The 13,511-nt window shown below is 71.4% G+C and carries 9 protein-coding genes; 3 read left to right on the forward strand and 6 right to left on the reverse strand.

The window, feature by feature from the left end; genetic code table 11:
- Positions 1–71 precede the first annotated feature (71 nt).
- Positions 72–2,723 carry an aminotransferase class III-fold pyridoxal phosphate-dependent enzyme gene (locus AB0M08_RS40900; protein ID WP_364505683.1) on the reverse strand — a complete coding sequence of 884 codons (2,652 nt, stop codon included), beginning with the start codon at positions 2,721–2,723 and terminating at the stop codon, positions 72–74.
- 122 nt (positions 2,724–2,845) lie between these two features.
- Here AB0M08_RS40900 and AB0M08_RS40905 point away from each other — a divergent pair, with 122 nt between their 5' ends.
- Both AB0M08_RS40905 and AB0M08_RS40910 read left to right on the forward strand, forming a co-directional pair.
- Positions 2,846–3,229, forward strand: coding sequence for a hypothetical protein (locus AB0M08_RS40905; protein WP_364505685.1), 384 nt, complete (start codon positions 2,846–2,848; stop codon positions 3,227–3,229).
- 6 nt (positions 3,230–3,235) lie between these two features.
- On the forward strand, positions 3,236–4,453 hold the full coding sequence (locus AB0M08_RS40910) for a cytochrome P450 (RefSeq protein WP_364505687.1): 1,218 nt from the start codon (positions 3,236–3,238) through the stop codon (positions 4,451–4,453).
- A 3-nt stretch (positions 4,454–4,456) separates the two neighbouring features.
- On the opposite strand, the gene AB0M08_RS40915 is transcribed toward AB0M08_RS40910, so the two are convergent.
- From AB0M08_RS40915 to AB0M08_RS40935, 5 genes are all read right to left on the reverse strand, one after another.
- Positions 4,457–4,921 (reverse strand): nitroreductase/quinone reductase family protein, encoded by a 465-nt coding sequence (locus AB0M08_RS40915; RefSeq protein ID WP_364505689.1) that lies wholly within the window; start codon positions 4,919–4,921, stop codon positions 4,457–4,459.
- A gap of 88 nt (positions 4,922–5,009) precedes the next feature.
- On the reverse strand, positions 5,010–6,368 hold the full coding sequence (locus tag AB0M08_RS40920) for a VOC family protein (RefSeq protein WP_364505691.1): 1,359 nt from the start codon (positions 6,366–6,368) through the stop codon (positions 5,010–5,012).
- Positions 6,369–6,447: 79 nt separating this feature from the next.
- On the reverse strand, positions 6,448–7,656 hold the full coding sequence (gene manD, locus AB0M08_RS40925) for a D-mannonate dehydratase ManD (RefSeq protein WP_364505693.1): 1,209 nt from the start codon (positions 7,654–7,656) through the stop codon (positions 6,448–6,450).
- Positions 7,653–9,635: a response regulator gene (locus AB0M08_RS40930; RefSeq protein ID WP_364505695.1), complete on the reverse strand. Its 1,983-nt coding sequence runs from the start codon at positions 9,633–9,635 to the stop codon at positions 7,653–7,655. The genes manD and AB0M08_RS40930 overlap by 4 nt, the downstream gene beginning before the upstream one ends.
- The gene (locus AB0M08_RS40935; RefSeq protein WP_364505697.1) at positions 9,635–10,288 is read right to left on the reverse strand and encodes a HAMP domain-containing sensor histidine kinase; all 654 of its coding nucleotides are present in this window, start codon (positions 10,286–10,288) and stop codon (positions 9,635–9,637) included. Before AB0M08_RS40935 ends, AB0M08_RS40930 begins: the two co-directional genes overlap by 1 nt.
- Positions 10,289–10,335: 47 nt before the next feature.
- On the opposite strand from AB0M08_RS40935, the gene AB0M08_RS40940 reads away from it, so the two are divergent.
- Entirely contained in the window at positions 10,336–13,506 is a 3,171-nt protein-coding gene (locus AB0M08_RS40940; RefSeq protein ID WP_364505699.1) for an ATP-binding protein, read from the forward strand.
- The last annotated feature ends 5 nt before the right edge of the window (positions 13,507–13,511 follow it).

Consider the following 13,511-nt stretch of genomic DNA (forward strand, 5'->3'; position numbering starts at 1 on the left):
GACGATATAACGGCGTTTACCCGACGTTATCGGGTTCGAGGATCACCGCCGGGGTGGGTGTGCTGTGCTCGTCACAGCCGGGAGAGGACGCGGCCCAGGGCGGCGAGGGCGTAGTCGACGCTCTCCGCACTGATCACCATGGGCGGCTTGATCTTCAGGACGTTGTGCAGGTCGCCGGTGGGCTGGACGATGCAGCCCTCCTCGCGCATCGCCTCGCAGACCGCGTGCGCCAGCTCGGTGGCGGGCGCGAAGGTCTCCCGGTCGGTGACCAGCTCGACGCCGAGGTAGAGACCCATCCCGTGCACCGCGCCGATCGCCGGGTGGCGCACGGCGAGCGCGTCGAGGCCGTCCTTGAGACGGGTGCCGACGATCCGGGCGTTCTCCTGGAGGCGCTCGTCCGCCATCACGTCGAGGACGGCGTTGCCGACGGCGGCCGAGACCGGGCTGCCGCCGGCCGAGGAGAAGAAGCTGCCCTCGGCCGCGAAGGCGTCCGCGATCGCCCGGGTGGTGATGACCGCGCCGAGCGGCTGGCCGTTCCCCATCGCCTTGGCGATCGTGATGATGTCGGGCACCGCGCCCTGCTGCTCGAAGCCCCAGAAGTGGTGTCCCAGACGTCCGTAGCCGACCTGCACCTCGTCGCTGATGCAGACGCCGCCGAGGGCCCGGACCCGGTCGAAGACGCCGGCCAGGTAGCCCTCCGGCAGCAGCACGCCGCCGCCGTTGCCGAAGAGTGGCTCCAGGATCACCCCGGCGATCTCGGTGGTGTCGATCCGGCCGAGCTGGGCGTCCAGGTCGGCGAGGTAGGCCCGCCCGGCGTCCGGCCCGCGGTGCGTCCCGCGGATCCGGTTCGGCGCGTCGATCAGCTCGACCCAGGCCGGCCGGGTCTCCAGGGCGTGCGGGTTGTCGCCGATCGAGCTGGTCACGGCGTCCGAGCCGATCGTGTTCCCGTGGTACGCCTCCCGGGCGGCGAGCATCCGGGTCCGCCCGGTCGCGGTGAGCGCCAGCCGCATCGCCAGGTCGACGGCCTCGCTGCCGCTGTTGACCAGGAACACCTGGTCGAGCCCGTCGGGCGCCAGCCCGGCCAGGCGCTCGCAGAGGGTGACGACCTGCTCGTAGTGGAACCGGCTGTTGGTGTTGAGCAGCCGCCACTGCCGGGACGCCGCGCGGGACAGGTGCGGGTGCGCGTGCCCGGTGGTCGCGACGTTGTTGACCAGGTCGAGGTAGACGTTCGCCCGGCTGTCGACCAGGAACTCCCGCCAGCCGCGCTCGATCTGCGGCGGGGCGTCGTAGTAGTGCTCCTGGACGGCGGCGAAGTGTGCGCCCCGGCGCGCCAGCAGCCCGGCCGGGTCGGGCTCGGGGGCGGCCACGTCGACGCCGAGCAGGGGCGACGGGTCGGGGCAGATCCGGCGCCAGAGGTGCTCGGCGTGCGCGGTGACCGTCCGGGGCGGGGTGCCGGGCAGCGCGCAGGCCTGCACCCAGATCCGCGGCGCCCCACTCGCGTCGACGATCACGCCGGGCGGGGTCTCCGGCAGCGCGGCGTCCTCCGGCAGGGTGATCCAGACGCCGAGGGTGAAGACTTTGTGATGGCCGGGTGCGGTCAGTGGCCGGGCCCGGTCGAGGCGGTACTCGCCGTACCGCGTCGCATCCGGGCGGACGCCGGAGTTCAGCCAGGCACCGTCGTCCCAGAGCTCGCTGGTGACGTCGAGCGCGACCGGTCGTGCTCCGGGGAGCAGCCGCGGGAGGTCGAGCGTGGGCAGAGGCTGCCCGGCGCCGCGGATGAGCCAGGACATCTCCTCGGCGTCGAGCGCGGCGGACGCCTGGTACGCGCGCCGGTCCGCGTCGTCCCGCTGCTGTGCGTAGGCGTTCTCCGCCCCGTCGGCTTCCATCTCGGTGTAGCTCGCCACCAGCACCGCGCCGCGGAGCACGACCAGCGGCCAGACCGCGGTGAGCTCGATGTCGGTGAGCGGCACGTGCGCGGTGAACGCCTCGACCACGGCGAGGACCGCGCCGACGTCGTCGCCGGTCTTGCCGATCACGCTCGCCGCGGTGACCGCAAGTTCGGCGCAGCGCCAGCTCACGCAGAGGTCGCCGAAGTCGATGACACCGGCCGCGCCGTCGGCGAGGACCACGTTGTCGTCGGTGAGATCGCCGTGGATCACCTGGGTCGGCAGCCGGGCGGCGAGCTCGCCGATCCGGTCGAGATGGGTGGCGACCTCGGCCCGCAGCCCCGGCGCGAGCTGGTCGATCACCCCGGCGGCGTTGCGCAGGTCCCACGGCGAGTGGCGCTCCGCCCCCGGGTGGGCGAAATCGGCCAGCGCGGCGACGACACGTCCCGCGGTGTTCCCGAGCAGCCGGCACTCGTCGACCCCGAAGATCCCGCGGTCGAGCAGCGGCGTCCCCTCGACATAGGTGAGCACGTGCGCATGGACCCGCTGCCCCGCCACGGTCACCTGCTCGATGCCGCCGACCGGGGTCGGCCCGGGGATGCCCGCGGCGGCGATCACCGGCAGGGCGGCGTGCTGCGCGTCGAGCGCGGAGCGTGCCCAGCCGGCGTTGGCGATCTTGAGGACGAACCGGCCGCGCGGCGCGTCGATCCGTACGTTGTGGTCCTGGTGGGAGCCGAGCTCGCGCATCTCGCCGGACAGACCCCAGTGGCCGGCGGCGATCCGGGCGGCGTCGTCGAGGGTGACGTCCGGTCGCGCCGCTGTCGTCAGGTCGCTCACTCGGCCCACCCCATCGCTGATCACACTCGGCCCGTCGGGTGCCTTTCTACACCGTCGGCCCGGGGGAATGACAATCCCGGAAAGCGGACGAAATGCGCTCGCAGCGACTATACGGTCACCCCATGATGATTCGGCTCATGGTGATGTCCGCTGCCACCCTCGCCGTCGTCGCGGCCGGTCAGAGCGCGGCCGGTGCGGCGCCGGGTGGTTTCTCCTACACCGGTGTCACCCCGTCGCCCTGTGGCAAGACGCTGGTCTCCCAGTCGGGCGACGACACGCAGGTGCCGCTCGACATCACGAACGACACCGATGCGTCGATCGGGCTGGCGTGGCGTGACTTCACCGGGAAGCGCAGCCAGTACCGGACGATCCCGGCGGGGGAGAGCGTCGAGACCTCGCTCACCTATCGGAGGCACGTCTGGGAGGCCACCGACAGCACGGGGAGCTGTCTTCGGCTCTTCGTCATCAAGCCGACCGCGGTGTCGGCCAGCATCGTGCTGAGCTGACCGCGGATGCGTACCCCGGTCGCGGTCACCGACATCCTCTCGCCGGAGTGCCTGGAGGACCCGGCCGAGGTCTGGGCGGCGCTGCGCGAGACCGAGCCGCTCGCCTTCCACGAGGGCCTGAACGCGTACGTGATCAGCCGGTACGCCGACGTCGAACGGGCCTTCAAGGACCCGGTGTTCACCAGCGACAACTACGCCTGGCAGCTGGAGCCCGTGCACGGCCGCACCATCGTGCAGATGAGCGGCCGTGAGCACGCGCTCCACCGCCGGCTGATCAGCCCGGCCTTCCGGGGCAACGAGCTGACCGCGAGGTTCGTGCCGGTCATGCACCGCAACGCGACGCGGCTCATCGACGTCTTCCGGTACGGCGGCGAGGTCGATCTGGTCGACGGGTTCACCACCCGCTATCCGATCGACGTCATCGTGGACGCGCTCGGCCTGCCCGCCGCCGACCACGCGCTCTTCCACCGCTGGTACACGTCGCTGATGGCGTCGCTGGCCAATCTGGTCCAGGACCCCGCGGTGGCCGCCGCCGGTCTGCGCACCCGCGACGAGCTGGCGGCGTACCTGCTGCCGCTGATCGCCGAGCGCCGGGCCGCCCCGGGCGACGACCTGATGTCGGTGCTCTGTACCGCCGAGATCGAGGGCGAGCGGATGACCGCCCAGCAGATCAAGGCCTTCGTCAGCCTGCTCCTGCTGGCCGGCGGCGAGACCACCGACAAGGCCCTCGCCAACATGATGCTCAACCTGATCCGCGACCCCGCCCAGATGGCCCTGGTCCGTGCCGACCGTACCCTGATCGGCCACGCCCTGGCCGAGACGCTCCGGCACTCGCCCCCGGTCCAGATGATCATGCGGCAGCCCGCCGCCGACGTGGAGCTCTCCGGCGGCACGGTCCCGGCCGGCGCCACGGTGATCTGCCTGATCGCCGCCGCGAACCGCGACCCGCGCCGTTACACGGACCCGGACCGCTTCGACCTGACCCGCCCCGACCTGGACGTCACCAGGGCCTACACCGCCGCCGCCGACCACACCGGGTTCGCCCTCGGCCGCCACTTCTGCGTCGGTGCCCTGCTCGCCCGCACCGAGGTCGAGGTCGCCACGAACGCCCTCCTCGACGCGATGGCCGACATCGAACCGGCCGGGACGCCGTCCCCGCAGGGCCTGTTCACCCGTGCCCCGGCGTCGCTGCGGGTGCGCTTCCGTCCGGTGGCCGATGGCTGACCGCTATCGGCGGGGTTCCAGGATGACGACCGGCGTATCGGTGCGGCGCTGCGTGACGTAGGCGTCGAGGTCCCTGTCGAACGTCTGCCAGCGTGCCCAGAGCCGGTCGTGTTCCGGGCCCGGCTCGGCGGCGCGTCCCCGCACCGCGCGGGTCGCGCCGGCGATGGTGGCCTCGGCCTCCGGGTGCGCCTGAAGGTTGAGCCACCAGGCCGGATGCCCCTCGCCCCAGCCGTTCATGGCGAGCGTGACGACGTTGGGCCCGTCCTCGAAGTAGGCGAGGATGACGCTGCGCGCCTTCCCGGACCGGCGGCCGACCACGGTGAGGCGGAACGCACCCCACTTCGTCTGCCCCGGTCGCCACAGCCCGATCCGGCCCCCGGTGACGGTGTAGACGGCGCGGTGCACCCGCCAGGCGGCGTGCGCGAACCAGCGCGGCGGAACTCTGACGGGTCTGGTATCGCCGGGCATGACGGCCTCCAAAGGCGACGAACGAACCCCACGTTAGACCGGCATCGCAAGCACGGGTGTCGCCAGGGCTCTCACCTTCCGAGATCAATCATTCCTGCGTACGCCGGAAGGAAGCGAGAGACGCGGCACTCTGCGCGGCATAGACGTCCTCCGGCGTGACGATCTCGCAGGAGATCGCCGCCGAGAGCCATGCCATGTCGCGGGGCGCACCACCCTGGGAAGCGTCCATCTCGCCCCGGTCGCCGAGGTTGGAGGCGAAGATGCCGGCCGCCGAGCGGGGCAGGAAATCCTCGTAGACGATCGGCTCGGGAATGAGCCAGCCCTCGCGGAGAAGCGTGGGCAGATCGAGGGGCGGAACGGGGCCGCGGGCCGGGCGATAGGTGAAGAACGCGAGCCCGCGAATGGCGAGCTCGAGCTCGGTGTCCGGTAGCCCGGCGGCCCAGACCCGCGCGGCGATCTCCTGGCGGGGCGTGCCGGGCGACTCGGCGAGCAGCTTGTCGACCTCGGCGACCAGGTCGTCGTAGAGGGCCCGCCCGGCCGGGGTGAGGGCGATCCCGCGCGCCTCGACCTCGCCGAAACGGACCCGCAGCTCACCCTGGGAAAGGGCGCCGTCGGGGTTTCGGAAGGTGCGCGGCTCGGCGAGCGCGCGGAACGACGTCTGGCGCAGCAGCACGTCCGGGCCGTGCCAGCGCGGCGGGCCCTGGATCTCGTCGATCATCGCGATGCCGCGGGCCTGCATGCGGCGGTAGAGGTCGTCGATGTCGAGCACGCGCGGGGTGAGGTGATTGATGTGCGTCGTGGTCACCCCGCCGATGTCCGCGGCGACACCGGAGACGCGTTCCAATGCGGAATACCACGCGCGGTCGACCGGGTCGGCGGAGAGCGCGAACGACGCGGCGGCCAGGTCGAGGAACCGGTCGGCGTCCACGGAATCCAGCCCGCCGTATGCGGATGCGCGGTCGGCGAGAACGAGCAGCTCGTCCGGGAAGAGCTGCCGCGCGCCGAGGAAATTCGTGAGCCGTGCCTGCAGATCGGGCGTGAAGAAACGGCGGTCCTGCGGGACCAGCATCGAGGTGAAGACGCGGAACGGATTGGCGGCCAGCTCGTCCCGGTCCAACGGGCGGAACGCCGTGGAGATCACCGGGATCGGCTGCGGGTACGCGTCCCGCAGATCGTAGAAGCCGGCCGGCCGCATCCCGAGCGCCCCGAAGATCCGGGTGACCTGGGCAAGTTCCCGCGGCGTGCCGACCCGGATCGCGCCGTGCCGTTCCGCGCTGACCCGGCCGATCGAGCCGAGGCGCTCCGCGGCCGTGCCGTCGCGGTCGAGGACCCGCCGGTTCACCTCGTGCGAGACGTCGACCAGGGTGGTGTACGCCGGAACCTCACGCCCGTAGAGCTCGGAGAGGCGGCGGGCGAAGCGGGCGCGCAGGGCGGTCTGGTTCTCCACGCCGACAATGTAAGCAGCTTCCCCGGCGACCTCACCAGCTGTGCCGATCACCAGCTGTGCCGATCACCAGCTGTGCCGATCACCAGCTGTGCACGGTGCCGTCCTCGAGGCGGTTGACCGGTAGCGAGGCCGGCCGGTACGGATACCGGGCGGCCTTCTCCTCGTCGATGTCCACGCCGAGTCCCGGTTCCTCGCCGGGGAAGAGGTAGCCGTCCTCGAAGTGGTACGCGTGCGGGAACACCTCGTCGGTCTCGGGTGTGTGCCGCATGTACTCCTGCAGCCCGAAGTTCGGGATCGACACGTCCACGTGCAGCGCGGCGGCCATGCAGACGGGGGAGAGGTCGGTGGCGCCGTGCGATCCGCTGCGCACGTGATAGAGGGCGGCCAGGTCGAAGATCCGCCGCAGGTGGGTGATGCCGCCGGCGTGGACCACCGTCGCCCGGATGTAGTCGATCAGCTGCTCGGTGATCAGTTGCTGACAGTCCCAGATGGTGTTGAAGACCTCGCCGACCGCGATCGGGGTGGTGGTGTGCTGCCGGATCAGCCGGAACCCCTCCTGGAGCTCGGCGGGCACCGGGTCCTCCATCCAGGTCAGGTCGTACGGCTCCAGGCTCTTCCCCAGCCGGGCGGCCTCGATCGGGGTGAGCCGGTGATGGACGTCGTGCAGGAGCTTGAGGTCCGGCCCGAACTCGGCCCTGACCTGCTGGAACACCGTCGGGATGTGGTTGAGGTAGCGCGCGGTGGACCAGACGTTCTCGGTCGGCAGGGCGGCGTCGGCGGGTTCGTAGAACATCCGGTCCTTCGAGACACCGTAGGTGCTGCTCAGGCCGGGGATCCCGGTCTGGATGCGGACGGCCCGATAGCCCAGGTCGGCATATCCCGAGATCTCGGACAGGAGCCCGTCAAAGCCGGCGGCGTTCGCGTGGCCATAAACGGTCACCCCGTCCCGTGCTCGCCCGCCCAGCAGCTGGTATACCGGCAGGCCCGCGACCTTGCCCTTGATGTCCCAGAGCGCGGTGTCGACCGCCGCGATCGCCGTCATCGTCACCGGCCCGCGGCGCCAATATGCGCCTTTGTAGAGATATTCCCAGAGGTCCGAGATGCGCGACGCGTCCCGGCCGATCAGCTGCGGTACCACGTGCTCGGTCAGGTAGGAGACCACCGCCATCTCGCGGCCGTTCAGGGTGGCGTCCCCGACCCCGTACACCCCCGACTCCGTCTCGATCTTCAGGGTGACGAAGTTCCGTCCGGGACAGGACACGATCACACGCGCATCGATGATCCTCATGAGGTCATCTGAGGCGCCCCCGCCGGGGTTGTCAAGCTCGCGTGCACCGCCGCCAGCAGCTCGTCCCTGGTGAACGGCTTACCGACCACGGTCACCCCCTCGTCCAGGACGCCCGGCCCGGTCATCAGCGGTTCCGCGTACCCGGACATGTAGACCACCGGCGTCTCCGGCCGGACGTCCCGCAGCGCCGCGGCCAGCTCCGGCCCGTTCATGTGCGGCATCACCACATCGGAGAGCACCGCGTCGATCGCGCCCGGATGCCGGCGGGCGAGGTCCAGGGCCTCCTGCCCGTTCGCCGCGCTGAGCACCGTGTACCCGGCCCGCCGCAGGATCCGGACGGCCACCTCGCGGACCCCGTCCTCGTCGTCGGCGACCAGCACGGTCCGTCCACCCCGGACCTCGGCGGTCACCGGCGCGCTGGCGGGCGGCATCGGCAGCCCGGTGGCGGGCAGGTAGATGTGCACCGTGGTGCCGGCGCCCGGCTCGGACTCGATCACCAGGTCACCGGAGGCCTGCCGGATGATCCCGTACGCCGTGGCCAGCCCGAGTCCCGTACCGCCGCCGAGGGGTTTGGTGGTGAAGAAGGGCTCCATCGCGCGCTCCAGCACGTCCGGCGGCATCCCGGCGCCCTGGTCCCGGACGGCGATGTGCACGTACTCGCCCGGCGGCAGGCCCGCCGGGTTCCGGGCCGGGGAGGTGCCCAGCTCCAGGCGGCCGCCGTGCGGCATGGCGTCCCGGGCGTTCACGGCCAGGTTGATCAGCACCTGGCTGAGCTGGTTGGCGTCGGCGAGCACGTACCCGGCGCCGGTGTCCAGCCGGGTGGCCACGGTGATCTGCGAGCCGATGGTGTGCTCGATCATCCCGCGGACCTCGGCCACGACGTCGTTCACGCGGATCACCGTGGGTTTGACCACCTCGCGCCCGCCGAAGGTGAGCAGCTGGTGCGCCAGGTGCGCGGCGCGTTTCCCGGCCCGGTGGATGCTGTCCAGGTCGTTCAGCATCGGCTCGGCGGTGGGGCCGTCCAGTGTGGTTCCGATCGCGTCCCGGACCGCCTCCTGGGTGAACTCGCTGAACGACAGGATGATGTTGAGGATGTTGTTGAAGTCGTGGGCGACCGCGCCGGAGAGCCGGGCCAGGCTGTCGAAGCGCTCGGCGATCCGGCGGCGTTCGGCGCTCTCCGCCTCGACCAGGGTGGTCACGTCGTCGATGGTGGCCACGAAGCCGGTGCTCTCGTTCTCGGTGACCGGCTGCAGGGTGATCTGCAGCCAGCGCTGTCCGGTGGCGAGCGTGACCTGACCGTGGAAGCTCGCCCGGTCCGGCGGCAGACCCTCGCGGCGCAGCCGGTCGGCCTGATCCGGCGGGAGGCAGCTGAGCCAGCCGTGTCCGTGCAGGTCGGCGGGGACGGCGCCGGTGATGTCGGCGAGCCGCGGGTTGACGTACGTGGCGTGCAGCGCGGTGTCGCCGGAGACGATGCCGACCGGGGAGACGTCGGCGAGAGCGTCGAAGCGGGCCTCGCTCTCGTCCAGCGCGAGGACCTTCTCGACCAGCTTGGCGTTGACCGCGCGCAGGTGCTCGGTGGCGACCTCGTGCGGGGCCATCGCGACGTTCGGCACCTCGTGCAGCGCCTCCTCGACGGCGTGCAGCAGCTCGTCCGGGTCGGCGGACTTGGCGACCACCCGGGTCACGCCGTACGCCGCGGCGAGCGGTTCGGCCTCCTCGGGCAGGTAGTTCGCGGTGTAGAGCAGCACCGGGATGGTCGCGGTCTCCCGGTCGGCGCGCAGCCGCCGGACGAATTCGTAGCCGTCCATGCCGGGCATCACGACGTCGGCGAGGACCACGTCCGGGTGCCACCGCCGGGCGAGGTTCAGCGCCTCGTCGCCCTCGGTGGCCTCGATGACGTGGTGGCCGCCGTCGTCCAGGGTCATCCGGGCCACCTCGCGGTTGGTGGCCCGGTCGTCGACGACCAGGATGGTGGCCATCACGCACCCTTCGGGAACGTCACGGTGACCACGGTGCCCTCGGGTGAGCTCGTCATCGTGAGGACGCCACCGGAGCGGGCGGCCAGCCGGTCGGCGAGGTTGAGCCCGAGTCCGCTGCCGGGCACGCCCCGGGTGTGCGCGGTCAGCCCTCGCTCGAAGGGGTCGGCGATCCGCTGCAGCTCGTTCTCGGTGAGCCCGGGTCCGTGATCCCGGATCTCGATGGTCACCGCGACGTCGGCGGTCACCGTCACCGCGGGCCGGTCGGCGTACTTCACCGCGTTGTCCAGCAGCTCGGCGATCATGCGGCGGACACCGTCGGGATTGCCGCGGATCAGGACCGGATGGTGCGGCAGGCCGGCGGGCACGTTCAGGTCGTGGCATTTCTCCCGTACGGCGAGAGCGCAGTCGAAACACTGGTCGTCCGTACCGGGAGTGGGGGGCCCGTCCAGGCGGGCCAGGTCGGAGACGCGCTCGGCGACCGTGAGCAGTTCGCTGGCACTGCTGTTGACCAGGGCGAGCTGATGGGTGATCCGGGCCGGATCGACGCCCTGGGCGATCTTGCGGGACATCAGGTTGGTGAGGGCGATGATGCCGGTCAGCGGCCCGCGCAGCTCGTGTCCGAGGCGGGACAGGGTGGTGACGGCAGGGTTCATGAAAAAACCTCAGGAATCATCGCAGGGCAACTGTCATGCTACCTAGCGTGACTGTGTCGCGGGTGCGGATGACCTGGCGGCCTCCCGCATGGATGATCGCCGTTCTCCTGGTCACGCTGATCAGCGTGACGGTGGACGCCGGTCACCTCTTCGGCGGGGATCACCTGGTCACCGTGGTCGGCGGCCTGCCGCCGACCAGCCCGGTCATCTGCCTGATGGCCACGCTCTGCTCCGCCGCCCTGGTCCTGCAGGGCCCGCACGACGTCGGCCGGGTACGCCTCTGGGTGGCCCGGTTCCTGGCCGCGAGCGTGGTGGTCCTCGCCGTCCTGGTCCTCCTCCACGAGCACCTGGGACCAGGACTCCTCCACGACCTCGCCGTCGTCGGCGTCGATCCGGAGATCCTTCCCCCGAAACGTCCTCCGATGCGCTCCCCGGTGGCGTTCATCCTGCTCGGGTCGGGTCTGCTGCTGCTCGGTGCCGGTGAGCGCCGCGGGCACTGGCAGTCCCAGGTCCTCGCCACCGGGGCCGGCATGCTGGTCGGGGTGGCCGCGCTCGCCGCGCTCGCCGGGCTCTCGGCGATCACCGAGGAGGCGAGCGCCACCCCGATGCCGCTGTTCACCCAGGCGCTGTTGCTGCTGCTCTCCGCCGGTCTGCTCACCGTCCGCGACGACGGCCTGGCCCAGCAGGTTCTCGGCAGCCCACACCTCGGCGGGCGCACCCTGCGCCGGCTGATCCCGATCGTCGTGGCGGCGATCCTGGGCGTCGGCGTGGCGGTCGCGGTCTTCCACGGCACCGGCAGGCACGCCGACGGCCTGCAGGTGACGGTCGCCATCTGCGTGCTGCTGATGACGCTCTACCTGGTGCTGATGCGGGCCGGCGCGATGCTCAACGAGGCCGACGTGAGCCAGCGGGACCTGATCGCCGAGCTGCGCGAACAGCGCGACTTCAGCGACGCGGTGCTCTGCTCACTGATCGAGGGTGTCCTGACGTTCGGCCCGGACGGCACCGTGCTGCAGGTCAACCGGCGCTGGTCGGAGATCACCGGGTACGCCGCCGGCGAGGTGCTCGGCCTGCGGCCGCCGCACCCGTGGTGGCATCGCGGGCTGACCGAGGAACTGCTCGCCGAGCCGGGGGAGCTGCACCTGGAGATCCGGCGTTCGGATGATCGGATGGTCTCGGTGCTGGCCACCGCCCGGACGATCCGCAGCGGCTGCACGGTGGTCACCTTCCGTGATCTGACCCAGCGGGACCGGGACGAGGCCGCGCGCCGCCGGACCGCCCGCCAGCTCGACCACTTCTTCACCGTCTCCCGGGATCTGATGTGCATCGCCTCGATCGACGGCTTCTTCAAACGGGTCAATCCGGCCCTGGAGAACCTGCTCGGATACTCCGCTCAGGAGCTCCTCGGCCGCCCGTTCATCGAGTTCGTCCACCCCGACGACGTGGACCGGACGATCATGCTGGTGCACCGCTTCAAGCAGGGGCCGTCCAGCACCACGGACTTCGAGAACCGCTACCTGGCCCGCGACGGCAGCTACCGGTGGCTGAACTGGAACGCCACGGTCGACTCGGACGGCGCGATCTACGCGGTGGCCCGGGACACCACCGAGCGCCGCAAGGTCGAGGAGGCGCTCTCCGAGGCCCGGGACGAGGCGCTCGCCGCGGCGACGATGAAGTCCCAGTTCGTGGCGATGGTCAGTCACGAGATCCGAACCCCGATGAACGGCGTGATCGGACTGACTAAACTGCTGATCGACACCCCGCTGCAGCCCGTGCAGCGCCGGTACGCCGAGGCGATCCGTTCCTCGTCGCGCGCCCTGCTCACGATCATCAACGACATCCTGGACTTCTCCAAGATCGAGGCCGGCAAGGTGGAGCTGGCCGAGGTCCCGTTCGACCCCGGCGAGCTGGTCGAGGAGGTGGCCCACGCGGGTGCCGCGGCGATCGGCGACAAGGACGTCGACATGCTCACCTACTACCCGCCCGACCTGCCCGCCCGGGTCCGCGGCGACGACGGCCGGCTGCGCCAGGTGCTGCTCAACCTGGTCGGCAACGCGGTCAAGTTCACCCACGAGGGCAACGTGGTGCTCCGGGTCGACCCGCTGCCGCCCGAGCCCGGCGGCCGCCCCCGGTACACGTTCAGCGTCGCGGACACCGGGATCGGCATCGAGCCGACCGAGGTGGCCCGCCTCTTCGAGCCGTTCACCCAGGCCGACACCGGCACCACCCGGGAGTACGGCGGCACCGGCCTCGGCCTGTCGATCAGCCGTCAGCTGGTCGAGCTGATGGGCGGCCGGATCCACGTGGACAGCGCGCCGGGCCGGGGTAGCCGGTTCTCGTTCACCATCACGCTGGACGCGCCGGACGGGTCGTCCGCCCCGCACCGCCGGAACCGGGACGGACTGGCGGACAGACGTCTGCTCGTCATCGACGCGAACGCGACCAGCCGCCAGTTCCTCGCCGACCACGTCCGGGCCTGGGGGATGGCCGTACGGACCGCGAGCGGTGCGGACGACGGGCTCGCCGAGCTGCAGACCGCGGTGCGGGCCGGTGAGCCGTTCGACCTGGTGGTGATCGATCATCACCCGTCGTCCGGGCTGGACGGCACCGCGCTGATGCGTGCGATCGACGCCGATCCGCGTCTGCGCGGCGTCCGCTGCCTGATGCTGAGCCGGGAGCCCGCGGCGCAGCAGGAGGACGCCGACCGGCACGAGGCGGACCTGCTCGGCAAGCCGGTCGGGCCGTCCTCGCTCTACAACTACCTGCTCTCCCGGTTCGACGGCTCGCGCGGGCAGCATCCGGGGGAGAAGACCGCGGCGCCCGCGGCGCCCGCGCCCGAGGAGACCGCCGAGGGCCGGATCCTGATCGCCGAGGACAACGAGATCAACCAGATCGTCGCGATCGACACCCTCGAATCGCTCGGCTACCAGGCGGACATCGCGACCAACGGCGCCGAGGCGATCGCGCTGGCCGCCGCGAAGCCGTACCGGGCCATCCTGATGGACTGCCAGATGCCGAAGCTGGACGGCTTCGCGGCGACCGCCGAACTGCGCCGCCGGGAGGCGCCGGACGAGCACATCCCGATCATCGCGATGACCGCCGGCGTCCTGCAGGAGGACCGCGAGCGCGCCCGCCAGGCCGGCATGGACGACTTCCTGGCCAAGCCGCTCAACACCGACGACCTGCGCGCGGCCCTCGACCGTTGGGCGCGACGCTGAGTCCG

This window comes from Actinoplanes sp. NPDC051851 (assembly GCF_040681165.1).
Taxonomy (GTDB): Bacteria; Actinomycetota; Actinomycetes; order Mycobacteriales; family Micromonosporaceae; genus Actinoplanes.